This window comes from Pseudobacillus sp. 179-B 2D1 NHS, from assembly GCF_045370945.1.
In the GTDB taxonomy this organism is placed as follows: domain Bacteria; phylum Bacillota; class Bacilli; order Bacillales; family Domibacillaceae; genus Pseudobacillus.
Genome location: NZ_JBIQDP010000001.1, coordinates 249,132 through 275,292 on the forward strand (window position 1 = coordinate 249,132; position 26,161 = coordinate 275,292).

Annotated in this window: 21 protein-coding genes and 1 pseudogene; 16 read left to right on the plus strand and 6 right to left on the minus strand. The window is 35.2% G+C overall.

Annotated features, from left to right (window positions below):
* The first annotated feature begins 271 nt into the window (after positions 1-271).
* The gene (locus tag ACH0BF_RS01370) at positions 272-727 is read left to right on the plus strand and encodes a PH domain-containing protein (RefSeq protein ID WP_406908662.1); all 456 of its coding nucleotides are present in this window, start codon (positions 272-274) and stop codon (positions 725-727) included.
* 454 nt (positions 728-1,181) lie between these two features.
* On the opposite strand, the pseudogene ACH0BF_RS01375 reads toward ACH0BF_RS01370, so the two are convergent.
* Positions 1,182-1,715, minus strand: a pseudogene (locus ACH0BF_RS01375) (DUF3898 domain-containing protein); the annotation flags it as partial.
* 76 nt (positions 1,716-1,791) lie between these two features.
* On the minus strand, positions 1,792-2,928 hold the full coding sequence (locus tag ACH0BF_RS01380) for a site-specific integrase (protein WP_406908663.1): 1,137 nt from the start codon (positions 2,926-2,928) through the stop codon (positions 1,792-1,794).
* A gap of 519 nt (positions 2,929-3,447) precedes the next feature.
* Here ACH0BF_RS01380 and ACH0BF_RS01385 point away from each other — a divergent pair.
* The 5 genes from ACH0BF_RS01385 to ACH0BF_RS01405 all read left to right on the plus strand — a co-directional run bounded on the left by ACH0BF_RS01385 (position 3,448) and on the right by ACH0BF_RS01405 (position 10,198).
* Positions 3,448-4,929: a type I restriction-modification system subunit M gene (locus ACH0BF_RS01385; RefSeq protein WP_406908664.1), complete on the plus strand. Its 1,482-nt coding sequence runs from the start codon at positions 3,448-3,450 to the stop codon at positions 4,927-4,929.
* On the plus strand, positions 4,922-6,097 hold the full coding sequence (locus tag ACH0BF_RS01390) for a restriction endonuclease subunit S (RefSeq protein ID WP_406908665.1): 1,176 nt from the start codon (positions 4,922-4,924) through the stop codon (positions 6,095-6,097). The genes ACH0BF_RS01385 and ACH0BF_RS01390 overlap by 8 nt, the downstream gene beginning before the upstream one ends.
* Entirely contained in the window at positions 6,094-9,033 is a 2,940-nt protein-coding gene (locus ACH0BF_RS01395) for a type I restriction endonuclease subunit R (RefSeq protein ID WP_406908666.1), read from the plus strand. Before ACH0BF_RS01390 ends, ACH0BF_RS01395 begins: the two co-directional genes overlap by 4 nt.
* Before the next feature lie 86 nt (positions 9,034-9,119).
* Positions 9,120-9,812, plus strand: a complete 693-nt coding sequence (locus tag ACH0BF_RS01400) for a hypothetical protein (RefSeq protein ID WP_406908667.1) — start codon at positions 9,120-9,122, stop codon at positions 9,810-9,812.
* A gap of 62 nt (positions 9,813-9,874) precedes the next feature.
* Positions 9,875-10,198: a hypothetical protein gene (locus tag ACH0BF_RS01405; RefSeq protein ID WP_406908669.1), complete on the plus strand. Its 324-nt coding sequence runs from the start codon at positions 9,875-9,877 to the stop codon at positions 10,196-10,198.
* Between the two features lie 29 nt (positions 10,199-10,227).
* Here the strand turns inward: ACH0BF_RS01405 and ACH0BF_RS01410 are convergent, their stop codons facing one another.
* Positions 10,228-10,959, minus strand: coding sequence for a M48 family metallopeptidase (locus tag ACH0BF_RS01410; protein ID WP_406908670.1), 732 nt, complete (start codon positions 10,957-10,959; stop codon positions 10,228-10,230).
* A 486-nt stretch (positions 10,960-11,445) separates the two neighbouring features.
* Here ACH0BF_RS01410 and ACH0BF_RS01415 point away from each other — a divergent pair, with 486 nt between their 5' ends.
* Together ACH0BF_RS01415 and ACH0BF_RS01420 are read left to right on the plus strand one after the other, a co-directional pair.
* Positions 11,446-12,009 carry a GIY-YIG nuclease family protein gene (locus tag ACH0BF_RS01415; RefSeq protein ID WP_406908671.1) on the plus strand — a complete coding sequence of 188 codons (564 nt, stop codon included), beginning with the start codon at positions 11,446-11,448 and terminating at the stop codon, positions 12,007-12,009.
* A 159-nt stretch (positions 12,010-12,168) separates the two neighbouring features.
* Positions 12,169-12,930, plus strand: a complete 762-nt coding sequence (locus tag ACH0BF_RS01420; RefSeq protein ID WP_406908673.1) for a DUF1385 domain-containing protein — start codon at positions 12,169-12,171, stop codon at positions 12,928-12,930.
* 118 nt (positions 12,931-13,048) lie between these two features.
* Here ACH0BF_RS01420 and ACH0BF_RS01425 read toward each other — a convergent pair whose 3' ends face one another.
* Positions 13,049-14,119 (minus strand): immunoglobulin-like domain-containing protein, encoded by a 1,071-nt coding sequence (locus tag ACH0BF_RS01425; protein ID WP_406908674.1) that lies wholly within the window; start codon positions 14,117-14,119, stop codon positions 13,049-13,051.
* 1,364 nt (positions 14,120-15,483) lie between these two features.
* Here ACH0BF_RS01425 and ACH0BF_RS01430 point away from each other — a divergent pair.
* Entirely contained in the window at positions 15,484-16,263 is a 780-nt protein-coding gene (locus ACH0BF_RS01430; protein ID WP_406908675.1) for a hypothetical protein, read from the plus strand.
* 347 nt (positions 16,264-16,610) lie between these two features.
* Here ACH0BF_RS01430 and ACH0BF_RS01435 read toward each other — a convergent pair whose 3' ends face one another.
* Positions 16,611-17,381 (minus strand): hypothetical protein, encoded by a 771-nt coding sequence (locus tag ACH0BF_RS01435; RefSeq protein ID WP_406908676.1) that lies wholly within the window; start codon positions 17,379-17,381, stop codon positions 16,611-16,613.
* 559 nt (positions 17,382-17,940) lie between these two features.
* The gene (gene sduA / locus ACH0BF_RS01440; protein WP_406908677.1) at positions 17,941-19,083 is read right to left on the minus strand and encodes a Shedu anti-phage system protein SduA; all 1,143 of its coding nucleotides are present in this window, start codon (positions 19,081-19,083) and stop codon (positions 17,941-17,943) included.
* Positions 19,084-19,720: 637 nt separating this feature from the next.
* Between sduA and ACH0BF_RS01445 the strand changes: the two genes are divergently transcribed.
* The 7 genes from ACH0BF_RS01445 to ACH0BF_RS01475 all read left to right on the plus strand — a co-directional run bounded on the left by ACH0BF_RS01445 (position 19,721) and on the right by ACH0BF_RS01475 (position 26,003).
* Positions 19,721-20,623 carry an HNH endonuclease gene (locus tag ACH0BF_RS01445; protein WP_406908678.1) on the plus strand — a complete coding sequence of 301 codons (903 nt, stop codon included), beginning with the start codon at positions 19,721-19,723 and terminating at the stop codon, positions 20,621-20,623.
* A gap of 40 nt (positions 20,624-20,663) precedes the next feature.
* Positions 20,664-20,879 carry a hypothetical protein gene (locus ACH0BF_RS01450; RefSeq protein ID WP_406908679.1) on the plus strand — a complete coding sequence of 72 codons (216 nt, stop codon included), beginning with the start codon at positions 20,664-20,666 and terminating at the stop codon, positions 20,877-20,879.
* A 344-nt stretch (positions 20,880-21,223) separates the two neighbouring features.
* On the plus strand, positions 21,224-21,394 hold the full coding sequence (locus ACH0BF_RS01455; RefSeq protein ID WP_406908787.1) for an HNH endonuclease: 171 nt from the start codon (positions 21,224-21,226) through the stop codon (positions 21,392-21,394).
* A gap of 5 nt (positions 21,395-21,399) precedes the next feature.
* Positions 21,400-21,819 carry a GIY-YIG nuclease family protein gene (locus ACH0BF_RS01460; protein WP_406908680.1) on the plus strand — a complete coding sequence of 140 codons (420 nt, stop codon included), beginning with the start codon at positions 21,400-21,402 and terminating at the stop codon, positions 21,817-21,819.
* Positions 21,820-21,855: 36 nt separating this feature from the next.
* Positions 21,856-22,080 (plus strand): hypothetical protein, encoded by a 225-nt coding sequence (locus ACH0BF_RS01465; RefSeq protein WP_406908681.1) that lies wholly within the window; start codon positions 21,856-21,858, stop codon positions 22,078-22,080.
* Between the two features lie 63 nt (positions 22,081-22,143).
* Positions 22,144-23,019, plus strand: a complete 876-nt coding sequence (locus ACH0BF_RS01470; protein ID WP_406908683.1) for a hypothetical protein — start codon at positions 22,144-22,146, stop codon at positions 23,017-23,019.
* 380 nt (positions 23,020-23,399) lie between these two features.
* A complete protein-coding gene (locus ACH0BF_RS01475; protein WP_406908684.1) occupies positions 23,400-26,003 on the plus strand; it encodes a DEAD/DEAH box helicase family protein in 2,604 nt (867 codons plus the stop codon).
* Positions 26,004-26,161: the final 158 nt, after the last annotated feature.

Below are 26,161 nucleotides of genomic sequence, written 5' to 3' on the forward strand. Positions count from 1 at the left end.
TTAAAAGTCATCTGAAACAGATTTCTGCATACTAAGTAAAATGTGGCTATAGATATTGATTGTCGTTTCGATATGGAAATGTCCAAGCCGCTCCCATATAAGTTTCACATACGGAGCAGGTTACTGAAACAAAAATTATTAACAGTAAAAGTGATGTAAATCTTTTGATATAAATGTTTATTCTTCCATATGGGAATCTATCCTTACATTCTAGCGAAAAGGTAGTATACTAAAGTTTTGTAAGATAAGGAATTTGAGTGGAGGATATAAGGTGAGTAAGATAAAAGTAGAAATTACAATTATGGGAGAATACTCTACATTTGATGGATTAGCCAGCGAAGCGGAGAAGCTCCCTAAAACAAGCAGGGAGCATTATAGGAAAGTACTTGATTTGATTAAGAAAGAAGCGAAGGACGAGAAGTTTTACTTCCTTTCCACAGGAGCATTCAAAAACACAACCTTCGGATACTTATTCTTTACGGATACAAAGGTGATCCTCATTGAAGTGAAACCACCATTTGGTAAGTTAAAGACTCATGTATATGAGTATAAGAACTATGACGAAGTAGACTACGATATGACGAAGGCTCTGGGTATTACCAACAATATGATCTACCTTAACAAATCAGGATTATTTGGCAGCAAAAAAGATAGAGTCACACATATCTCTTCGCCAAACTTCATGGAAATATATGAATTTGTGAAAATGCACATTATAAATTTATGAATCCGCTCTCTCTTATGGTTTAAATGTAGTGACCAACACTCAACACATGTGGAATGCGGAAACAAATAGATTCAGAGGATTTTACACATAGCATCTATAAATCCCTATTAAATCAATACGTTAACCGTTATTTCGCCCCTGGCCACCGGTATTAACTTTTAACTAAAACCCGCTTTTTCCGCGGTAAAACAAGGATTATAAGTGTAGTCATTTGAATGAACACAATGAATGGAAAATCTTTAGAGCAACCAATATAAAGTCATATTAATATAAATAAAAAAACAGCGAAGCTATATTCACTCGCTGTCTTTTCTATTCAAAACTAAGAGATATAACTAAAGGAACTCCTTATCAACATGTTTAGAACATAAATTTTGATCACATTTTTGATCACAAAAACGACTTACAAATGCATTAATAACGCTCTTTTTTAATAGAAGTAGCGATCACATTATCATCTTGAAAAGCTCCCATGTTTCTCCCGAATCCGCTCCACCACCTCATCCAACTCCTCAGGCTTATGGAACTCAATAGGGGAGAAGCCTTTCTCAAACACAACCGAATCAGCTTCCATCAGAACGACATAGCGGTCACCGATTTTAGCCAAATGAACGGATTCTCCGAAGTCTGACAGCATGGCTTTGACACTCATATGGTCGAGCTTCATCTTGAGTTCTAATTCGGGCGTATGCTCGACCATGCGGCTGGCGGCTTCGACGATTTCTTCGGTTGAAAAACGCTCCTGCAGCTCCCGTTTTGGACTCTCCGCCCAAATTTCCATCGCTTCTTCAAATTGCGCCCGTTCGGGACTTTCATCTTCCAAGTCTTCGATCACTGTTTCCCTTACGAAGTCCATGACTTGTGTTTTCACGATTTCGGGCATCGATTGTTCGTAGCCAACGTATTTTAAGAAATCCTCAAAGTAGCGGGCGTGGGAAGCCTGATGGATTTTCAGTTCGCCTTCTTCGATCATTCCTTCTTCGGGCAGAAGTACATCGCAAGTGATAAGAGGGTTGATTTAACAAGGCTGACAGGACCTTAAAAACCTCTGGTCAGATAAATGGTCAAATGCCAATGATTTTTTCCAGTTCATCTGAAACAGATTTCTGCATATTAGGCAAAACATGACTGTAGGTATTGAGCGTTGTTTCAATATCCGAATGACCGAGCCGCTCCGATATCAGTTTCACATTCACATTTTGCTGAATCAAGATAGTAGCATGAGTGTGACGCAAATCGTGGAACCGTATCTTAGGTAAACCGACCTTCTCAATCACATTATAGAACTCCTTCCTGAAGTTCCTAGGAATCATTGGTCGGCCATCCCTTGTACAAATAACTAAGTCATTGTCGTGATACTTATTCCCAAGGAGCAGCTTCTCCTGTAATAGCTGCTTTCGATAAGCACGCAATTCATCAACAAGCTTGTTTGGAATATGAATGGATCTAATACTCGCTTCGTTCTTTGCACCTGTCTTGATCTCTGCTTTTTGTGTCAGTGTTTGCCTTATATATACAGTCTGGCTCTCAAAGTCAACATCTTTCCATCGCAGTCCGAGGATCTCGCCTTGCCGCATCCCTGTATAAATGGATACAAGAAATCCAATAAAGCAACGTGTTAGTCGTTTTATGCTCTTAGCTTCTGTGATAAAGAGGTTTACCTGTTCTAAAGACCAAACATTTATCTCTTTTCTTTTAAGCTTTGGCAATGTAATTCCTATTGTAGGATTATCTTTAATAAGCTTTAACACCTTTGCTTTCTTAAGAGATGCACTGACGATGCGAAAGATAAGGTGGATGGTGTGTTCGGAATAAGACGTATCATTCACCAAATCATTAACAAACTTCTGAATTTGAATAGGAGCTATTTGCTGCAGCTTAAGATGGCCAAGTTTTGGTTTAATGACATTTTGATAGAAGAGTAGATGGGTTTCATAAGTCGTTTTTTGTAGCCGACTTTTTCTTTCCTGAAACCATTCTTCCATATATCGAGCGTAAGACATTTGAGTTAAATCAAGAAACTCATCCTGAAGTACCTCTGCTCTTAACTTAGTCATTTCTTCCATAGCTTGTTTCTTGGTTTCGAACCCTCTACGTTTAATCTGCTTCCATCTACCTGTTAATGGGTCTTTGCCTGCGCTAAAAACAAAATCCCACTTACCAGTCTTTTTATTTTTTGTAATACTTCCGCTTCCCCTCATAAATCTATAACCTCCAATAAGGGACATAGGGTTTGTGAAGGGATTCCATTTATGCCTGTATTTTACCACATGATTTTCTGAGAGGATATTAAAAATCATTATTTAAATACTGAAGATTGCTTAGATGCTATGGTTGAGGATGAGTTTATTTTTAAAGAAAAGCAATCGCCATATCATCTTTTTTTGACGGAGGGGGCGTGTTTCCACAAATTAGAGGGCCTTTATTACTGGAATAGAGCACAGTAGGTTAACTTACACGTCATCTTAGATGGATTTGAAACGATACGAGCCTTTTCTATCCCTTCGGTTACGTTTCCTATTCGTAAAAGAAATATTCTTGAAGACTGAATTTAATGAAATCCTGCTTTTATTAATTCTGTTTTTGTAAAATGTGCTTTCCACGATGATTCCATTTGTAGGCAGACTCTAGTTGTAAAAACTCTATTTTGTTATAGTAGAAGATAGACAATTTATTAAATATAGATCTACAGATATAGCAACTTAATCGGAGGCAAGAAAATGGAGAAATTGACGTTACAACAACTTGAATCCCACTTATGGGAATCTGCGAATATATTGAGAGGAAGTATCGATTCTTCTGATTATAAAAACTACATATTTGGTCTACTGTTTTTAAAACGACTGAATGATGTATTCGTAGAAACAGCAAAACGTATTGAAAAAGAGGAAGATGATGATTACGGTTGGTACGATCGTGACGAGCATCAATTCTTCGTTCCAGAAGGCGCAAGATGGGAAGACATCCGTTCTCAAACGCAAGACATTGGAGATGCCATTAACAAGGCATTTGAAAAGCTAGAAGAAGAAAACGTGTCTTTGCAAGGCGTATTAGCAAACATTGATTTTAATGATAAGGAAAAGCTACCTGATAACCTTTTACTGCAATTGATTCAACACTTCTCTAAAATTGATTTAAGCAATGCAAGCCTATCCGAACCTGACATGCTTGGTCGTGCATATGAGTACCTTATTAAACAATTCGCTGACGATGCAGGAAAGAAGGGCGGAGAGTTCTACACACCAAGTAAAGTAGTTGAACTGATTGTTAAACTTATTAAACCTGAAGAAGGAATGCGTGTATGTGACCCAACTGCTGGTTCTGGAGGTATGCTTATCCAATCCGTAGATTACATTAAAGATCAAGGTGGAAACCCTCGTAACCTTGTCCTACATGGACAAGAACGAAACCTCAACACATGGGCTATCTGTAAAATGAACCTTTTGCTTCATGGTCTAAGTGACCATCGTATTGAAAAGGGAGACACCATTCGAGACCCTAAACTTACAGAGGAAGGCGAACTCATCTTGTATGATCGTGTAATTGCTAACCCGCCTTTCAGCTTAAAGAATTGGGGACGTGAAGAAGTAGAAAGCGATGAATATGGTCGTTTCCGTTTTGGGCTACCACCAAGGAATGCAGGTGACTATGCCTTTATTCAACATATGGTTGCAACATTAAACCACGGAGGTAAAGCTGGAGTCGTTATGCCTCATGGTGTCCTATTTCGTGGTGGAGCGGAAGGAAAGATTCGCAAAGCTCTTATCGAAGAAGACTTAATTGAAGCAGTTATTGGCTTGCCTTCAAATTTATTTTATGGTACAGGTATTCCAGCATGTATCCTAATCCTTAATCGTAATAAGCCAGAAGAACGTAAAAACAAAATTTTCTTCATAGATGGCTCTCAGGACTATCAAGAAGGAAAGAACCAAAATACGCTACGTGACCAAGATATTGAAAAGATTATAGTAGAATATGACAGATATGAAGAAGTAAAGAAGTATTGTCGCGCTGTAAGCGTTAAAGAAATTCGTGAACATGACTATAACTTAAACATTGCTCGTTATATTGATACAACGAAAGATGAAGAACAAATTGATGTAGTTGCTGCACTAGCTGAACTTCGTAAATTGGAGAAAGAGCGGGAGAATATTGAAGCGGTAATGTATGGGTACTTGAAGGAGCTGGGATATAGTGAGTGAACAGTGGGGAAATGTCAAATTAAAGGATATCTCAAAAATTGAATATGGAAAATCGCCTAGTAATATTCGAGTTGATTCTTCCGATTATCCTATATACGGCACATCTGGACAAGTTGGATACGCAAAGTCTCCTTTATTTAAAGCACCTCTTATCCTTATTGGACGTAAAGGCACCATTGACAATCCTTTTTATATTAATAAGGATTGTTGGATTATAGACACTGCATATGGTTTATCTATTGATGATGAATCCATAGACTTAAAATGGTTGTATTATTTCCTCTCACATTTTGATTTGGCAAAATTGAACGAAGCAACGGGTGTACCTAGTTTAAATAGAGAAAATTTATATAACATCAAAATACCGCTTCCTAGTCATAAAGAACAACAAAAAATCTCAGTAATTCTTTCATCCGTTGATGAAGCTATTGAAAAAACAGAAGCTGTTATTGAGCAAATAGAAAACGTCAAAAAAGGACTGATGCAACAGCTTCTTACAAAAGGAATTGGACATACAAAGTTTAAGAAAACAGAGATTGGGGAGGTTCCTGAAAATTGGGAAGTCTCACAATTAAGTAAGCATTGCCAAGTAAATCCCACTTACCGCTTAGAAAAGGGAACGATATGTGATTATGTAGAAATGGCTGCTGTTGATACAGATTTACCTCACGTTGCCTACTTTGATAAAAGAGAGGCTGGCTCAAGTAGCGGCTCTCGTTTTAAGGATGGTGATGTGGTGTTTGCACGCATAACTCCATGCACCGAAAATGGAAAGACAGCACTAATCTCAAATATGGAGGCTGAAATAGGGATAGGTTCAACAGAATTTATTGTATTATCACCCATAACAAATAAAATGGACAGCAGGTTCCTTTATTACCTTGTTAAGTGGGAGAAGATTCGTAGTTATGCAATAAGCAAAATGGTAGGGACAACTGGTAGACAAAGGGTTCCTAAAGAAGTATTTAAAGAAGAATTAATAGTAGCATTTCCACCATTGGACGAGCAAAGAAAAATAGGTAATATACTTTGGAGTTACGATGAAAAAATAGCAAAAGAAAAAAGTTACTTAAAACAATTAGAAATTCTCAAGAAAGGTCTTATGCAATCACTTCTCACAGGCAAAGTACTTGTTAAAGTCGACCAAGCTGAGGTGACAGAAACATGACCTATTCCGCTAAATGGAATGAGAAACAACTTGTCGAAAATCGTATGATTACACAATTAAAAGAGCTGGACTGTGAACATCTTCATGGCTCTTTTCTCGATACAGAAAGAGAATCTCTAGGAGAAGTCATATTGAAAAAGCGATTAAGCAAAGCTATCTTACGATTAAACCCTTGGCTTTCTAATACAAACCTAGCAAAGGTCATCCGCTCCATTACTCACATTGAATCAACCAGTTTAATGGAAGCAAACCAAAAGTTCCATGAAATGATTGTTAATATGATTTCCGTTCAACAGGACCTTGGAAAGGGGAAAAAGAATCAAACAGTTAAACTGATTGACTTCGAAAGACCAGAAAATAACGAATTTCTAATTGTGGAACAGTTCGCTATCAATAACGCACAAGGGAATATTCGACCTGACTTAATTATTTTTATTAATGGGCTGCCGCTAGTTATTGTTGAATGTAAAAGTCCGATGTTACCCCCAGATGAGCAAATAGGGGAAGGAGTACGTCAGCTTACCCGCTATCAGACTTCTCATGAGCAGTTATTTCATTACAATCAATTCATGATTGTGACAAGCAATGACCGTTCAAAGGTTGGAACGATTGGGGCAAAAGCACAACACTTTGGAGAGTGGAAAGACCCATATCCAAGAACAGTAGCAGAGATAGGAGATTCTCCAACGCCACAAGATATTTTAACTACTGGAATGCTTACAAGGGAAAATCTATTAGATTTAATCCGAAACTTTATTGTTTATGAGCCAGTGGATGGACGAACCATTAAAAAGCTTGCTCGTTACCAGCAGTTCCGCGCAGTAAATAAAGCAATTAATCGTATTCTGCATGCAGCGGATAAAAAACAGCGTGGCGGTGTGGTTTGGCATACACAGGGAAGTGGAAAGTCCCTGACAATGGTCTATCTGGCTGTTAAGTTAAGGCGACTTAAGGAACTAAAAAACCCTACCATTGTTGTTGTCACCGATCGTAAAGACTTAGATGACCAAATTATCAACACATTCCGTCGCTGCGGTTTTCCAAATCCGCAGCAGGCAGAGTCAGTGGCACAGCTAAGGCAGCTGCTTCAACAAGGCGCAGGATCTACTATTATGACCTTGGTTCAAAAATTCCAAGAGGACACAGAAACTAAAGAATTTAAGAACTTGTCCGCTTCTGAAAATATTTTTGTCATGATTGATGAGTCACATCGTTCCCAATATGGTGGATTAGCAACGACAATGAAGAGTGCTATGCCAAATGCATGTTATCTTGCATTTACAGGTACTCCTATTGATAAAGAAGATAAAAGTACAAAGCGCACTTTCGGACCATACATTGATAAATACACTATTGAACAAGCAGTTGAAGATGGAGCAACTGTTCCAATTTTTTATGAAGCAAGAATGGTAGATCTTCATGTGCAAGGCGATTCACTAGATGACTTATTTGAGCGACAGTTCCGTGAGTATAGTGAAGAGGATCGTGAGCGAATTAAAAAGAAATATGTAACTGAGGAAGCAATTACTTCATCTCGAAAGCGGATTAAACGTATTGTTTTAGATATGATCAAACATTACGAAACGCATATTCAGCCAAATGGATTTAAAGCGCAAGTTGTAGCGATCAGCCGTGAAGCAGCCGTCATTTATAAAGAAATGTTAGATGAACTCAGTAACTACGAGTCAAAGGTTATTATGTCTGGCGGTCATAATGATAAGGAACATCTACAAAAACATCATTTATCAAAGGATGAAGAAAAAGAGATTATTGCTCGTTTCAAGAAGCCTATGTCTGAAGATCAATTATGCTTCTTGATCGTATGCGATAAACTTTTAACAGGATTCGATGCTCCAATCGAGCAGGTTATGTATTTAGACAAGCCCATCAAGGAACATAACCTCCTTCAAGCTATTGCCCGTACGAATCGTACCTATGATAAAAAGACATATGGCTTGATTGTTGATTACTACGGTGTATCGAAGTTCTTGGAACAAGCTCTAGCTATCTTTAATAAGGAAGATGTACAAGGAGCATTGCATAGCATTGATACTGAGATTCCGAGATTACAGTCTCGCCACCGCTCAGCAATGCGTTTCTTTGATTATATCCGACAGGATGACCTAGAAGCATGTTTACAAGTATTAGAGCCAGAAGATGTGCGAAATGAGTTTGATACAGCGTTTAAACGATTCTCAGAAAGCATGGACATGGTCATGCCAAGTCCAAAGGCGCAGGATTATATCGGGGACTTAAAGTTTCTAGGGAAAGTACGACAAGCTGCTAAGTCTCGTTATCGGGTAGATGGTATGGATATCAGTGATTGTGGAGAAAAAGTCAAAAAACTTATAGAGGAACATCTTGCTACAGTAGGCATTGATGTTGTACATGAACCAATCGATATTCTTTCTAATAAATTTGAAAAGCGTATAGAAAAAGAAAAAACACCTGAAGGCAAAGCTGCTGAAATGGAACATGCTATTCGCCATGAAATACGAGTGAAACTTGAAGAGAATCCAGTCTACTATACATCCTTAAAGGAGCGGCTTGAAGAATTACTTCAACGGAGAAAAGATCGTCAACTAGATATTGAAGAGATATTAGAGGAACTTCGTAACATGGTCAATGATATGCGGAACACTGCAGAAAAAGGCCAAGAGCAAGGATTTACCCGAGAACAATATCCATTTTATCAAATGTTAGAGAAGGAAATGCCTGCTTATGAGGATGTAGAGGATTTGAAGGCATTAACTCATCTTATAACAGATATCATCCAGCAAGAAATAGTAGTGGAATGGACAAACAAAGAAGATGTAAAACGTGAGATCCGTAAGAAGATAAAGAAACAACTACGTGTTAGTCCTTGTCCAAAGGAAAAGCTTGAGAGTCTAACACAGCAATTAATTGATTTGGCAGCAGTGCATTACAGGAAATAACTAGACAATGTAGAATTTTATATATGATTAGTAAAGGGAGGCACATCAAGAAAGTGTCTCCTTTTTAATGAAAAGGGGGAGGTTATGTGATTCTTACACCATACAAAAATGCTTATGGAATAGCGAAAGAAGTACATAATCTTATTCATGACAGAAAAGAGTATTTTTTAAAGCCTGAACAGCCACTAAATACGAATCAAAGTTTGTGGTGGATCGGGTTAAAAAGCTACAAGTGGCCTGCATATTCGCATGGGAAATATGTGTTCTTCAACAGAGAAAAGGGTGGGAAAAACATCGTGTTTTGCGGTCTTCATATTGAAAGAGGATTGTCTAAAGAGACTGATGAAAAATCAGCCTATCTCCTCTCTAATGAATGGGCGTGGCATAAATTTTACAATGACTGGAAAGAAGGTAAGATACAAGAAAAGCTTCATTTAATTGAAAAGTTTGCAGGACATTCCTTTATTCATATTGATGTACATTCTGACGTAACTGCTAGGCAAAATCAAAAAAAGTATGACAAGTTGGTATATCTTCAGAGGAATACAACGGTACAGGCTAACAACAGCATTAATGCTGGACTTCTTCCCTTGGGACATGAATATAACGATCCGACAAATGCTTTTAATATTTTATTAAGTGAGAAGAATCCTAATTTACCTTTTAGCTGGATAGATTGCTATGTCGGATTTTACGTGGGCTTTGAAGCAGGTGGAGCGGAGAATGCCTATGATGTTTGGGAGAAAGGACTCTATGTATTTGATGAATATTTAAAATAAAACAAAGTAGAAAAGCTTCTATGTTTTAAGGTGATAACCAAATTTTCTAAGGAGGAATATTTATGAGTAATAGCTTTAAGGTATATAACATTGAAGAGGAAATCATTATTGATGCCAATCATAATCCAGATGGGAATACGAAATATCATGTGTGTTATGGAACAGTTGATTGGGAAAAGAATGGGACTCGTCGCCCTGCAGTGTTCATTTTGATGAGTTACAATGGTAAAAAGAACTATATGGTACCAGCGCATTTAACTTTAAACTCCGAAGGCACCACTGATTTTGAAAAGGTGTACGAGGCCTTAACATATCTACGAATGAAGTATTTAGTAAACAAGAAGTATGAAGTAGAAGTTCATAAAGACGTAGCTAATGTGAAGTAAATGAAGCCATCCATTAAAGGATGGCTTTCCTATTCTAACGTAAGAGCAGGCCCGTTTAATCTTAGCCACTCCTTGTGCTTCTCGTAGTCGGGAAGAATGGAGCGTACAAAGTTCCAATAGTCACTGCTATGATTCATGTATCTTAAATGTGCTAACTCATGGACTAGAACGTAGTCAACAACAGGCATCGGAGCCATGACAATCCGCCAGTTTAAATAAATATTACCTTCAGGTGTACAAGTTCCCCAACGCATTCGCTGCTCTTTTAACTGCAAGTCCTTAGGTGTAACTCCCATCTTAGCACTATACAGATCTAAACGTGACTGTAGCTTCGCCTTTCCATGTACAAGATACCAATTTTTAAATAGTTCTCTCAGCTGCCGCCTCTTTTCGTCTTCATTCATTGTAGCTGGAATTGTTGCAATGAATTTTCCTCTTACAAAGGCCAAACCTGCTTTCTTAAGACCTTCTTCTCTGTAAACCTTTAAACGGTATTTGCGACCTAAATAAGCAAATTTTTCGCCACTGATAAACTCTTTGGGCGAAGGTGGATTTGTTATCTCATTTACTTCCCTTAACTTTTGAAGAATAACTGGAGCCTTTTTATGTATGATTCCTTCAACTTGCTCACTAGCAATTCCCTGAGGAGCAATAATTCGAACGCCTTCCATCCATTCAATAATGATTGATATATCATTTTTATTGGTAGTGTACTCGATGTCATATTCAATTGCTGTAGTCCCATATTGAAAAGTCGGCATGTGATAATCCCTTCCTTTGTATATCATCATTTTAAGGATAGAAAAGCATTATAGCAACTACAATTACAGCGAGAGACTCTTTAAAACTAACGTATTCGCATTATTGGATAATTACTAACCTTATCTGTAAGGATGAGAGCAGAAGGGGGCTAATTCCCTCATTTTTAGAGCTAGTATGTTTTAAATTAGCAGGTAGTTCGTTCATTCACACACTATCAATATTTTTAAAGTTCAAACGAATTTTTAATGATTAATAATAATTAATTATTTTAAAATAATTAAAAGTAAGATCATTGATAAATTAAATACCTTGTCAACCATCTTTAAAAAACAGTTAATTACTGTAACAGTAACTTACTAACACGGTATTCAGAAAATTTAAAAATATAGTTGACGAGCTATTTTAATTTTATTAGAATAATCATCAGAAGGCAGATAACAATTTAGTTAATAATGTTTATGTCAAAAAAAGGAGGAATCTCGTAGTTGTCAAGAAATTATACACACTCTAAAGGCTTCAATATTACTTCTTTGAATGGTGTTTATGGTATTTATCTTTTTAGGAATATTGAAGGGGATGTAACGTACATAGGCATGTGCAATAATGACTTTAAGAATAGGCTCAATAGCCATGCCTACGGCTCTCATGGAAAGCTCGCACCTAATGTTCAATTTCTTCAAGTGATTATCGCTGACCCAAATAAACATCCTCTCCATGTATTAGAACATCTTTTAATCTGGTATCTTCGACCTTCAAAGAACTATGCACTTTGGCTTTTTGCCGGAGCAAAAGACGAAAAATCAGTGAAAACAATAGCTAAAGCTCGCAATCTTCACATTCGTCATTCCATTGAAAATTTTCTACTGTCGTTTGACTCTGTAATTATCGAAAGGGAATGGGAGGATGACTCTAGATTTAAGCGATATGGAGAAACAGAGAGCCTTAACTCAAGACGGATTGATTGTAGCGGAGAAGATAATTGTCTCTGTTTTAAGTGCCTCGTTGTTAAAAGAAGGAGATGGCTAAAAACAAAAGGAGACAGTATTTGAGGGTTTTATATTGAATCATTTTTGCGCTCTCTAGTAGTCGGGAAAGACAGTAAACTAATCACTTGGAAAAACTAGAATTCTTCTGTGGCAATTGAGTGTAACTTACTAAAGCGGAAGGTGAATTACTAGTATGGTAAATATTGATGAGGATTGATTCTATTGACAAATATCAGGGGTGGCATGGCCAGAATAAATGGTGTAACATTTGTTTCTGATTGTTTTATTGTAACAGCTACAAGGATAAAGAATGGAACTATTCAAATTCATACAGAAAAAACATTAAGAAGAAGAGGGAAGAAGTTCAGAAGACTCTATGATTTTATGTCCGAGACACCTTTCATAAGAGGAATATGGAACTTGCTTGTTATGTGGTTTGAAAATTGGAAGATATTAATTGCTGTGTTTTTATTAGCTGCCATGGTCGTTTTATTAAGTGTCTTTGTTTTCGAAGAAAGAGGAGCTGAAAGGATAAACATTCCTGTTTGGCTACTTTCTCATGCCTTGTTTATTCTGTTGCCAAAAATAACACCTTTAGGAAAGTATCATGCTGCAGAACATCAGATAGTCAATGCTTATGAGCAAGGAAAGAATATTTCTCTTGATAATATAAAGCTTGCTTCAAGAGTTAACAGGCACTGTGGAACTAATCTTTTAGTGTTTATTGTCAGTATAACGATAATATTAGTTACATTATTGGATATTAATAGCTTATTAGCTGGTTTGATTGGCATTTCTGTTGGTACAGAGATTCACTTTAATCGCAATAAGGTTATTGAAAAAGTGCTGGTTCCGTTCTATATCTTAGGATCTTTTTTGCAGTTTTACGTTTTCACAAGTAAGGCAAATGAAGAACATTTAGAAGTAGCTATAGCAAGCTGGAATGAATTAATAAGAGTTGATAAGGAGAACAGCCGTTTATAAAACGGCTGTTTTTAGCTTCACCAATACATTTCATTATTCTAAGTGTGGTTGAAAAGCCTATGTTTCTGAGAAAGATGGACGAGGAAAAACAATCTATTAAATCGAAAATGCTTTTCGATTATTCTGAGATCGAAAAATATGCTGCTAATTCCATTGACTTTGTTTCCTCATCACTCCAAAATTTTTGAACAAGTCTGTAATCTCCGGTTGTAATTGGCTCTTTAAAGAAGACGGAGTCAAGGCTCACATGTCCTTTAAATTCACCATCTGGCTTTACCACATCCATAATTAATGGAAAGGCAATTTGGTCACTATATGCAATCTCTCTCCATGCATTTCCATCTTTCTTTTCCAACGTATATTCAGTGTCAAACAAAAACGATTTACTGCCCTTGTTAGTAATAACGAAGTCTATGCTTTTATCGGAGGAAAGGTAATAAGTCGGTTTAGCTACTTGAAAAGTTAATCCTTCGCTTGAAGAAGGAAGTCCTTCTAATATCGGTTCTTTCTCGTCTGGTGGATAATTTACATCAGAATCAGGATCGAACAGCATATCAAGTTTATGAAGCATTATAATAAACTCGCCTCTTCTAATAATGGAGTGAGTCCCAAAATGGGTAGGGGTCATTCCGTTTGTAATATGAGATGCTTGTAGTCTGTCAATAGCAATTTTGTAGCGCCCTGTTGCATCAGTAAATTGATGATTGGCTTTATCTGCTGGCATTAGCTCTTTATCAAACGCACGTGATGCCCAGATCGCAAACTCACCACGTGTAATCGTATCGTCAGCTCCGAAAGATGCTTGAGTTTTGCCATTTACGATCCCCTCAGCCTGAAGATAAGAAACGGCGTGAATCGCACGGGTTGGAAGATCCCTGAACGTTGTTTTTGGTGGTGTTTCTTTAAACTCGTAACCTAGTACTTTTGCAAGAATAAGAGCTGCATCTACTCGTTTAATTGAGCGATTCCAACCAAATTCAGTTTTGCTTACCCCCTGAATCACTTTGTAACCATAATAGTATTTAACAGTATCTTTGTATGTTGATGGCACGTCAGTAAATGGAAAATCCTTTGTTGGCTGAGCAGGGATAGGATCTGGAAATGATGCCGCTTGTGCTCCAGAAACAGTGGAAGATAGGATTGCTCCTACAAGCAGCGTGGAGGCCAGAACTTTGTATGGTGTTTTCATTTTAAGTGTCTCCTTTGGTAGTACAGAATTTTGGTTTTTAGTGGAATATACATCTGATTATAGCAAAGAAGATGAGTGTTGAGAGTAGAGAAATAAGACAAGGATAAACATTTTGCTTTAATTTGAAAAAATAAGGACGTCTTTCCAAACAATTAAGATGCGTTTGCTCTGCAGTAAGAGATGCACATCGAGCTACACATTATCAAGTTCTAAATATTTCGATACGAGACGGATATTCGGTGCTTTTCAGTCAACGAAAGTAGCCCAACAATAAGTATTTCTAATGTAAGTCTCGATGCGTACTTACACCGAGTGTTTATGTCTGTAATCCCTTTCCTAGACACAAAATTGTCTTAGTCCCAAGGATGTTAAATTGGCAGGGAGACAGTTATCATCCTTTTCTCACTCATCGCAAAACACCTCGAATATTTAAACAAGTAAACGTTAATAATTCTGTTTGCATTAAGGTTCCAATAGTGGTACGATATAGAAACTTAAATCGATAATTAATATATCATCAAACAAATAAACTAGGTAGGGAGAGAATCTAATGCATCCGCCTCATTAGGAGGCACACTTACTGAATACCCATGGCGTACTGTAGATTAGGCGAAATTTATGCCTACTATGGATAGGGTTAAGTGTGCTTTCTAAGAGGTCGATTGCATTTAGATCCTCTCCTTTTTATGTTGTCTAAGGAGTGGCTAAAACAAATTAAATTAAATTAAAGAAAGCGAGGGTCGAGTAGTAAAAATAGTTTGGGTGAGTGAGAGAGAGTCTATTCATTACTCATACAAATGAAAAAACAATGTACAAAATGCAAAAAGACTAAGAATGGAGAAGAATTTAGTCGAGATAGAAGTAAAAAAGAGGGTCTTACTAGTGCTTGCAAGGAATGTAATAATAACCGAGAAAAGAAATGTAGAGTAAATGGTGGTGATTTCACCAAGGAGCAAAAACGGACAACTTTTAAGAAATACGTTTATTCTGCTAAATCTGCAAAAGAACTAGTAATTTACAAGTAGACCATAAACTCCCACAGACTGTATGTGAGCCTAATACAGCTAATATTGAGGACAATGCGTGGGTATTATCTAAAAGTTATAACATAGCAAAAGCTGATAGAATAAGACTTGAAATCATTGCAACAGTACCGAGGAAAACTTTAGGGCCAATGCTATTAAAAGAATATGCTAATGGAATTATACAAGGTCGATTCGAAAAAGTACCAACTACAATCCATAGTAGATACAAATGTAGGGGGGAGTCGGCAAAGCCTCCTTTTGCCCCCTCAAATAAGTTTCTCTGAAATCTGTCTATTGAGTGAGTAAGAGATAAAAATACAATTAGAAAAGGAGAAAAAAGTGAGTACCGAAACAAAATCAACTATACAACAAGAAAGGGAAGAATCGTTTATCAAGATTTCCAAGTCACTAATGGAGACCAAGAATCTAGGCAAGAATGGTGAATTGGATATTTATCATTTAGCAATTATTAAATCATTGGCGAACAACTTTCAAGGAGCGGCTTTTACCGGAGTTATTCATATGATGAGGTTTATTGGTATGAGTACGGAACAAAGTTCAACAAAGGCTAGAACAAAAGAATCCTTACTTAGACTGCAGGAGATGGGACATATCGAGATTTACGAAAATCTAGCAATGGAAAGTATGGTGAACGATTTAAAACCCGCTAACAATTACTTTATCAAACCAATAGGCAAGGACGAAGAAGAGTCGGGATTTGCGAAAGTGTTTTACAAGGATATTCAAAAAATAATTGCAATGAAAAGTGATTATAGGCCTAAAGTATTTGCAACCTATCTCAATATGATAGGTAATATATTCTACAGTGTAAGTAACTCTCCAATTTCATACACTGCAATTGATACAATTGTAAGGAATACAGGAATAAATAGAAAGTCCGTTGTAGAATACCTTAAAGTATTGCATGAAGAAGAAATACTATACTTTATACACTTTCATATTAACAATTCGACTACAAAGAACTACTGCACAAGATGGCTTCATAAGGGCCACACTGCTGAATGGGCTCTTCCATTAGCTGAATTTCATTATAAGACTGGTAAAGGAAAGTTTAAGGGTGGGGCAATCGGAGTATCGGATGAAAAAGGAGCATCATGATGAGCAATCAAAAATAAATGATTCTTCAAATAGGGTTACATTATATTGAACTTGTACTTCTCGGAACAATTGGATTCGATAAATGTTACGTGAATAGACTAAAAATAACTTTGAGGGAAGGCGGTTACGAGCTAGAACCTTGGGTTCGAATTGATAATGAGAAGAGGAGTAAGAATTAAAGAGAATCATAAGATTAAGGTACTAAGAAATATTTTTTATAAACGAAAAAGGCAGCTAGATTAAATAGCTGCCTTTATTATTGGATTCAATTGGATAGGCTAAATGGAATTCACGAAATTTTGATTTTACAAATCCATATTGTTACATTTTAGAGAGAGTCTATGATACTAGTCTTTGTTCTTGAAAGGATCTTTGTATTTTTTATTATACTTTCGTAGCTCTTCAGTACCTTCGTAAAATTTAATAAATTGTCTTTCTAAGTATTCATTTTTAAATGTTTTATAATTAGATTCTTCGTAAATTTTTGCTACTATTCTAAAATCGTTGATACTTTTTTCCAAATCAAATATCTTTAAAATAGTTTCTTCTTCTACTACATCCTTTAGCTTTATTACCTTATCTAAAGTATTACTTATATTAGAGCTCACATACTCTATTGCTTCGCTCCATCTATCAAACCCTAGTTCCCTTATCGCTATTGGTTTCTTTTTCTCATCAAATTCTTTATCAGGAGGAAGAGGGTAAAGAATTTGACCATTGCTATTTACGTTTTTTTCAGTTTCTTCATTTTTAAAATTAACAGGTAAATGCTGTAATTGTTTTGGAACGGAATTTTTGAAGTCATACGGTGAAGAATCATAAGCAGAAACATTTGAATGACGACGCATCATATAGGTTAGATCGTTACAGATTTCCCATAGATCATTTAATTCTCTACTGATAACTGGTTGATATTTTTTCTTAGCTCTTAAATAAGGATAATGATTATGAACAAGGTAAAATAAAAAAGCAGCAATATAAGATAAAGACAAAGCCTGAAATAACATTCCTAAATTATATTGCCAATCTCCATTTGCAGGAATTTGTAAAAGGAATTGATGAACTACAACATATAGAACACCTACTAATAGGGCGATCCATATTAAAATTATTCGCATACCACTCACCTCAACATACATTTAGTTTATAGTTAATATTCGGACTATTTATTGGGAGAAAACAATCCAACATAGACATTTTGAATTATAACCTAAAGTATTTTTACTTACCATATTTTTCATATTATGTATGGTTTTTTGGGAAGGTGGGCTGTTAGGTCATTGAGCATAGTTGTAGGAAAAGGAGTATCAGAAGCAGGAGGAGGGTCTCTTAAATGAGGATCTCCTTTTTTAAATTGGAGCGGATGATTGAACATGGGGTCTGAATTCATTACATCGATTACACACCAACTAATAAAACCCGTCTTTTATTGTGTTTGCTACATAATGAAATATGGTGGGGTTGCATCAGAAAATTTCTATAAAAACCTACAAAACGACATTTAAGTTGTCCTTTTTTGTGATTATACTCAAACTAACTGGGACAAGAGGTTAATTTTAAAACAAAGAAGAAAAGGCAAACATACTCTTTAGATTTGCCTTTTCTTTTAATGATCTTACTTAGCTTCAATAGGTTGATTCTATAAGCTTAGAGGAAGCAAAAAGAGAGGGAGAGGGCTTATCCTTCTAATAGCTGAATTAACCCCTTAACTCTTTCAAACAGCTCATCAAAAGTAATTACAGTTACATTTTTTAGCTCTTTTCTGTATAACTCAAAGGAATGTTTATGGGCGGTATCAGTTAATGTATCAAACCTACCTGCTATAACAACACAACAAGGGTTAATAATGTCAAAATCAGTTTTGATTCCTTGTTTATAATTGTTATAGTCTATAGTCTGATATTCCCTCTGCAGGGTTGTCTTATAAGTCAATACTTGTGTAACTGCTCCCATTAATTCCTTATGTACTGAATATACTCCTGTTCTATACTCATTGGGAGTAATTAGAGGAGTGGAGGGAGTCTTAATCTCAACAAGTACAGCATCTTTTGAAAAAGGGTTCGCATATAAGAAATCAACTAACTTACCACTATCATTGTTAATGGTCTTCCCTCCTACATACGCCTCATCATTTATCAAAACGGTTGGATTAGAAAAAATTTGACTCAAAATCCAAGTATTTTCTTTCAAGACACTCTGCCAAAACTTCTCAGAAGTATTATTGAGTTTGTTACCTTCCCAAACAGACAATACTTTTTTAAGGTTAGCTATCCCAACAAGAGTATTAAGTTGGTCTAAATCTTTCTCTTGTAGGTTTTTAAGCCTGTCAATTATTTTATCTGGATTATCATTTGTAACAATCCATTCTAATGTTTTCTCTAGAACTTCACTCTTGTCATCTTCCATTAATTGAGTAAACAGACTAGTGTTACTCCCAAAAATTTCAACCAGTCTCTCAATATCAGGGTTATTCTTGAAAAGGTGAAATCCTCCAGACATAACCCCATATTTCTCGTGTACTGCATAATGTTTTTGAATTTCTCTAGTAAGAGTCAGCATAGCCTCAGAGTTTAGTTCTAGCTTAATCCATTCCTCAGCTTTTAACTTACTTAACTCTAACTCTTTATAATCTTCCCAAGAGGCATTTTTCCCTTTCTTTTGAAAGATGAAGCATCCTCTAACAGATGCTTCGGGAATATTAATATTGTTCACTATTTGAGGTCTAAAAATAAGTCTAGTAGTAGATGTCTTTTTTAATTCAATATCATCACAAACAGCAGAGTCCCTTGACGTTGTCCATACATTAATTCTGTCAGTCATAATTAGCTAACACTCCTCGATAATCACATTTGGAAATCCTTACTAGTAGTATACAATATTCAGAATTTAACAGGGTACACTTACCTAAAAAAGAAAAAGACTGATCTAACAGTCCTTTTTCTTTTTTTGTAAATAAACACCACTGGTTAGTCTTCTTCAACGAATAGGGTGTGTTTCTGTACCAAGCAGGAACGCTTTTCTTATTCACTAAAGTAAGGGTATACACTTCATAGATTGTCAGAATGGTTCGTGTGTCGGTTTGAGGATTTCAATTCTCTTTATTCTTTTAATCTAAGTTTTATTTTAAAATTGAATTTTAGTGCATTATGAAATCTTCATATGAGGGATTTTGTTTATCTAACTTGGCAAAAGGAACTAGGGTATGGAGGCTAATCCTAGGTAAGATAATTAAAGAACGTCAACAAGTATATAAAGGGAGAATTTCAATGGGGGTACGATAGGAATAAAGGATAGGATGGCTTATCTGCGTATTATGAGTAATTAAGGTCTTGCTGCTATCCGTTGAGTGCCATATACATCATTCTATAAAGAGTTAATTATGTGGTATAATATACCTATGTATACAAAATAAGGCGGCAAAATATTGGGTTCATATTTTATTAAAGGATTGAGTTGAATGAACATTTGGATATTTCAAGGTAACCCTAGGGTTTTTGATATTGATAGTTACGTTACAAATCACAAATATATCTGGTGGTCATTAAGACAAGAAAATTTTCGTGATAAAATCCAGCTAAATGATGAAGTCTTTCTATGGAGATCAGATGGTGGACAACGAGGCACTGGAGGAATATTTGCAAAGACTAGGGTAGTGAATTTACCTCAAGAAAGAACAGATGATGAAAATGCGAAAGATTACTGGCATACAGATGATTGGGCAAATCCATATCTAGCTGTAAAGTTGGAAGTTCTAGAGGTAAGACTAGAAGATGGGTTTATAAGTCGACTTTCCCTTCTTGAACATCTAGTTTTAAAAGATTTGCTTATCCTAAGACTACGACAACAAACAAATTATTTATTATCTCTAGAACACGGAGAAGAACTGCAGAAATTATGGAATTCTAGCAATGTCAACACAGAAAGTAAACTAGGTTCAAGCGATCTAGAAAATATCATTGATAGTGAAATAACAGAGACTGAGAAAGAACAGGTTATTAAGTCCAGAATTGGTCAATCCACTTTTAAAAAGTCTCTTTTAGCAATTAAAAAGAAATGTAGATTATGTGGTGTAACAGATGAACGATTCCTTGTGGCAAGCCATATCAAACCATGGAGTCAATCTAACAATCAAGAACGACTTGATATAAATAATGGGTTGCTGCTATGTCCTAATCATGATGCTTTATTTGATAAGGGATATATTAGTTTTGATGATCAGGGAAAAATATTGATTTTCGATAGATTGGACGAAGAAACAAAGGTTTTTCTAAATATCAATGAAAGTATGAAAATTAATATGAATGACAGTCAGCAGCAATATATGGGATGGCATCGTGGTAATGTATTTAAATCAAATTAAAAAATAGTAATTTATAAGAAACATAGAGGTGCTTTGAAAAATGCCGATTTCTAAAAATAGTGTTCCACATCTTGAACCAGTGAAACGTTCTAGGGAATATAATCTCTATGAAGATTATATTAGAGATAGAGTTGTCTACGAATACTTATTTAATTCAGAAAGCCATCGCTGGATTGATGAACAGATCATAGGTTTAAACCTGGGTGAAAGCCGCGGTTACCAAGCAATGGGAATACACTACATTTTATTGGATTAAAAAATGTCCACAAAGGTATTTTCAGTGGAATAAGTATTGATGACGCAATAATTTTACTAAAACAGCAGAATACTGACTTTTGTTCAGTCATTGAGTGTCTTTATAGGCTAAGTAGTCAATTTGATGATAGCCAGAAGCTAAAAGAGGTCATTGTAAATGACATTGATGCGGAACAGGCTGAAGATGATGCCTATTATAAAGAAGGTGCAGTTAAAGAGTATTATGGAAAGCGATTTGAAAGGAAACCAGAAAATAGAAAAAAGGCAATTGAAATTCATGGTTTAAGCTGTGCTGTTTGCGGATTCAATTTTGAAGAGGTCTATGGCGAGCGGAGGAAGGACTTCATCGAAGTGCATCATGTCAAACCATTAAGTACTATAGGTGAAGAGGTAGTTATTGACCCAGAAAAAGATCTTGCTCCAGTTTGTTCTAATTGTCATAGGATGATACATAGAAGGAAAGATGACGTATTATCCATAGAAGAACTAAAGTCTTTAATTAATCTTAGGAAGTGAAATGCTTGAAAAAAGATGTTGAAGATCTATTAAAGAAAAAAGGATACTATCCTTTAACATCCCCCTTGTGGAATTCGTTTAGGCTTGCTCAAGTAGTACCAAATAGTAATCAAGAAAAACAAACAAATATAAAGTTAATTGAATCTAATTTGTCCGATAAGAAAGGTATTTATGTTTACGGGGATGCTGCACAAGAGATTCTTTATGTAGGTAAGGGAAGACCGATAAAATCAAGAATCAAAAGTCATTATAATAAGTTATTAAAAATAGGTTCAGATAGTAGAAGGGATGTCTTTTTTCAAGATAATCAAGGAACTTTTACAGTATTTTGGTTAGAGATTGAAGAGAAGGAAGAAAGAGAGTTGGTTGAACATCTACTATCGTTTTTGTTGAATCCTAAGTATAAAAAGTGGAGACCAATTTAATTAGATATAAGTTTTGTAATATCATTGAAGTTTTTGTTGAGAAGATTGGATGTAAACTATTGGTTGTCACTCAGCCCTAACCAAGATGCTTTATTTGATGAGGGTTATATTAGTGTTGATGATGGAACAATTTTGATTTCAGATAGTTTGGATGAAGTAACGAGGTTTTTTTTGAATATTAATGAAGCTATGAGACTAGAGATGGATGACAGTCAGCAGCAGTATATGGAATGGCATAGGAGAAAAATATTCAAGGTGTAAAGAGTTAGTGAACATTTTAAAATGAAAAGCTTGATAAACTATGTCACCAAAAGGAGGGAGTAGATGACCTTAATATTTGATAGAGAGTATCTAAAGTCTCTATTTGTTGGTGACAAAGAAAAGAGAATTAGTAGAATAGAAGAATCTCTTCAAAAGGCGTATGAATATTCTGTTAGTGGACAAGAAAGTAATGAAAAAAACTTGAAGCATATTCTCCAATCTGATAAAGATGAAACAATCATTACACTGCTTACATTTGCAGCCCTTCAAAAGAGTGGAAATGATGGATGGAACGATATTCTAACAAAATGTTTTCCAAGCGAGTCATGGAACATACATAATACAAATCTAATGTTAGAGCGAGCTATTTCACCGTCGAAGAATATGCAGGATAGATTAAGGGGCCAGGCTCTTTCTAATCCAGTCAGATATCTAAGAGAACAATGTAATTCTCAGAAAACAGTCGAAGGAAAAACTAACTTTGACGCTTTGTTAGAGGTTAACACTGATAAAAAGATTTTCTTCGAGTGCAAATATACTTCTGATATATCATATCAAACAACGTATGTAACGGAAAGAAACCAAATAGCTAGATGTATCGAAGTAGGATTAGAAGCAGTGGATTATAACGTAGAAAATTTTTATTTTGTATTAGTTACTCCCGAACGTTACAGGGAGTTTCCAGGAAGTAGGCTCTACTATTTTAAATTGAAGCAATACCAAAATGACCCAACGGCTCTTGCTATGGATTTACCCACTCTTACAGGATGGTTTGAAGATAAAGAATGTCATAAAAAGTTAGTCAAACTAACGAAACACATAGGTTGGCTGACTTGGGAAGATTGTTTTAAAACCATTCAACAAATGAAACGCTTAACACCTTTACAGTTTAATTCATTAAAGGCTTTTTATAGTGACAGAAGCATACTACCTTTTTAGTTGTTCCTATACACATAACTAATAAATTTTTTATTTTATTGTATTAGAAGAAAGTAACAATCAAATGTTTGCTGCTCTTTTTGCTTAGAATAACACTTAAATAACTAATATCAGAACCTCCTAAGTTTGTATTGAAGAGAGCAGAAGTGATACCTAGGCAAAATAGTGTATGGTACAGTTTACAAATTTAAGAAAACAGCCAAGATCGTTATTCAGCTGTTTTTAGAAGGAATGTTTATAAAAAGTCAGATACGATATAGAGTGATTTAGAGTCAATGGGTTATAAACACTTTGCTAGTATTTCAAACGTCTACAAAGGAAGATTAATGTACAGAAAATTTTTATAATTATTTTATAGTAGATAAAAAGGAGATAGTTGTATGAGTTTATTTAATAAAATAAAAGTTGACAGTACAAATTTTAAAACACCCCAAGAAATGTATCAAGACAATAGAAAAAAAACTATTAATGGACCTCTAGATTATCAAAGTAAAATGATAGATGCTTATATGAAAAAAGGGTTACATAGTAAAGATGTTGCATTAGAGTTACCAACAGGTGCTGGTAAAACCTTAATCGGACTATTAATAGGTGAATTTAGACGGCGTAAATTCAAGGAAAAAGTTGTATTTGTATGCCCTAATAATCAATTGGTAAACCAGGTCGTTGATAAAGCAAATAATACCTATGGGATAAAGGCGTATGGTTTTACAGGACCAATAAGAGATTATAGTCAAACATCAAAAACGGCATATAACCGGGCGGAGGTAATAGCTGTTACTAACTATAGTAGTTTGTTTATAAGAGAACCTTTTTTTAGCGATGCAGATGTTATCATCTTTGATGATGCACATGGAGCGGAAAATTATATAGCTAGTCATTGGTCATTAGAAATTAATCGAGAGGAACATGAAGAGTTATTTGATACTTTAGTTGAATGTATTAGAAGTGATTTAGATTATACTCAATTATCATACTTAAAAAATAATGAAGATACTATTGATGCAATCAGCTGGATTGATAAGTTTCCAAATTTAAAATTTCACAGTAAGAGACAAGAAATAATAGATATTATAGAAGTAAGAGCAAATAAAGAAAATAAGTTAATATATCCTTGGATTAATATAAAAGAGCATTTAAATTCATGTAATTTATATTTAAGTAGTGGAAGGTTATTAATTAGACCTTATATTCCACCAACAATGACTCATGAACCTTTTAGACAGGCAAAACAACGGATTTACATGTCTGCAACTTTAGGAGAAAGCGGTGAATTAGAAAGGATAATTGGAGTAAGCAATATAACTAGATTACCTATTGTAGATGAGTGGAAGCAGAAAAGTATAGGGAGAAGATATTTTGTTTTTCCTGACGCTTCATTTAAACCTCAAGAATATGAAAAGCTGTTTATTGAGATGAATAAAAAGCTACCTCGGTCACTCTTATTAGTCCAGGATAATAAAAGCGTTCAAAACTATTCAAAATTTGTTCAGGAAAATATGAGCTCTGAGATCTTTACAATAAAAAAAATTGAACAAGATTTTTCTTCCTTTGTTAATAGCGATGACGCAATTGCTATTTTAGCAAACAGGTATGATGGCATAGATATGGAAGGAGATAAGTGTCATTTATTATTTATTAATCAGTTACCTAATGGAACAGGATTACAAGAAAAGTTTTTAAGTTCAAAGCTTGCTGCTTCTATATTGTTTGAGGAACGAATTAGAACAAAATTAATTCAAGCAATTGGAAGATGCACACGTTCAAATACAGATTATGCAGTTGTATGTATTATGGGAGAAGATTTATTAAAAACTTTAACAGCTAGGAAAAAGATTGAAAAATTCCCATCAGAGTTACGTGCAGAACTTGAGTTTGGCTATACTTATTCAGAGGGATTAAAGAATTTTGATAATATTTTGTTAGCAATGGATGCTTTAATCAATAAAACTGATGATTGGGATGCAGCTGAAGAACAAATTTTAGCTCTTAGGGAGAGCTATATTGTTGAAGCAGACTCCGATAGACCTGTGAGCAATGAGCTGTTAAATGAATGTGCAAAGTTTGAAGTTAAGTTTCAATATGCTATATGGAAAGAAGATTATGAAAGTGCTTTAAGCAACGTTGACCAAATTATTAGTAAACTTAATGGAAAAGCTTTAATAGGTTATAAATCTTTTTGGAACTATATGGGTGGTTATCTAGCTTATTTAACGTATCAAAATGGTAATGAAAATTATTATCCAATTATGAAAGATTACTTAGATAAAGCAGCAAAAAATGCTTTTAATGTTAGTTGGTTTAAGAAGGTTATTCCTAATAAAGAAGAATCTAAAGAGAATGCTGTGAATTTTGGTTTAATGGATGTTGTCGAACGAATGGAAGAAGAAATTTACAGAGATGGTATAAAGAGTCCAGCTAAGTTTGAGAAAAGAGTAGAGAAAATTCTTACTCTACTTAAAAGTGATGAAGGAAATAAATTTGAAGAAGGTCATCAAGAGTTAGGAAAATTGCTGGGATATATCGTTGGTAATTCGGATGAGCATTCTAGTCCAGACCCATGGTGGATAATTAACGGTGATTATTGTTTAGTTTCAGAAGACAAAATTTATACGGGAGAGAATAAAAAGATCTTAACAAAGCATGTACGACAAGCTTTAACCCATGAAAAGTGGATTAGAGATAATATTCAAATGTTAAATAGAGAAGCCACAATTGAAACGGTGTTTATCACAACAACAAAAGAGTATGAAGAAAACGTAGATGTTTACGGTGGAGAAACCTATTTAGTATTACAAGAAGATTTTGTAGATTGGGCCCAAACAGCTCTTGAAACTTTTAGAAAATTACGTAGAAGTTTCTCGGAACCAGGGGACATGATTTGGAGGTTAGGCGCTATGAAAATTTTAGAGGAAGATAGAATGACGCCAGCAGATTTTTTGAAATTTATTAAACAATTTAAATTAAAGGACTTAGGAAAATAAAAGAAATGTTTCAACAACTTTGGTTGATGGCTTATGTTATAAGAGGCTGCCTCATGGTACAATTGAAATCGCGATTTGCGATGCTTTAGAATTCACAGACGAGACTAAACTAATATTGATGTGTAGAAGGTTTCCTAACCAAGTTCGTAAATAAAATA

Bases quoted from the DNA above. Each gene is read 5' to 3' on its own strand.
- ACH0BF_RS01380 (WP_406908663.1), bottom strand. From the start codon at position 2,928: ATGAGGGGAAGCGGAAGTATTACAAAAAATAAAAAGACTGGTAAGTGG.
- ACH0BF_RS01385 (WP_406908664.1), top strand. From the start codon at position 3,448: ATGGAGAAATTGACGTTACAACAACTTGAATCCCACTTATGGGAATCT.
- ACH0BF_RS01395 (WP_406908666.1), top strand. From the start codon at position 6,094: ATGACCTATTCCGCTAAATGGAATGAGAAACAACTTGTCGAAAATCGT.
- ACH0BF_RS01405 (WP_406908669.1), top strand. From the start codon at position 9,875: ATGAGTAATAGCTTTAAGGTATATAACATTGAAGAGGAAATCATTATT.
- ACH0BF_RS01410 (WP_406908670.1), bottom strand. From the start codon at position 10,959: ATGCCGACTTTTCAATATGGGACTACAGCAATTGAATATGACATCGAG.
- ACH0BF_RS01425 (WP_406908674.1), bottom strand. From the start codon at position 14,119: ATGAAAACACCATACAAAGTTCTGGCCTCCACGCTGCTTGTAGGAGCA.
- ACH0BF_RS01435 (WP_406908676.1), bottom strand. From the start codon at position 17,381: ATGCGAATAATTTTAATATGGATCGCCCTATTAGTAGGTGTTCTATAT.
- sduA (WP_406908677.1), bottom strand. From the start codon at position 19,083: ATGACTGACAGAATTAATGTATGGACAACGTCAAGGGACTCTGCTGTT.
- ACH0BF_RS01445 (WP_406908678.1), top strand. From the start codon at position 19,721: ATGAACATTTGGATATTTCAAGGTAACCCTAGGGTTTTTGATATTGAT.
- ACH0BF_RS01450 (WP_406908679.1), top strand. From the start codon at position 20,664: ATGCCGATTTCTAAAAATAGTGTTCCACATCTTGAACCAGTGAAACGT.
- ACH0BF_RS01470 (WP_406908683.1), top strand. From the start codon at position 22,144: ATGACCTTAATATTTGATAGAGAGTATCTAAAGTCTCTATTTGTTGGT.
- ACH0BF_RS01475 (WP_406908684.1), top strand. From the start codon at position 23,400: ATGAGTTTATTTAATAAAATAAAAGTTGACAGTACAAATTTTAAAACA.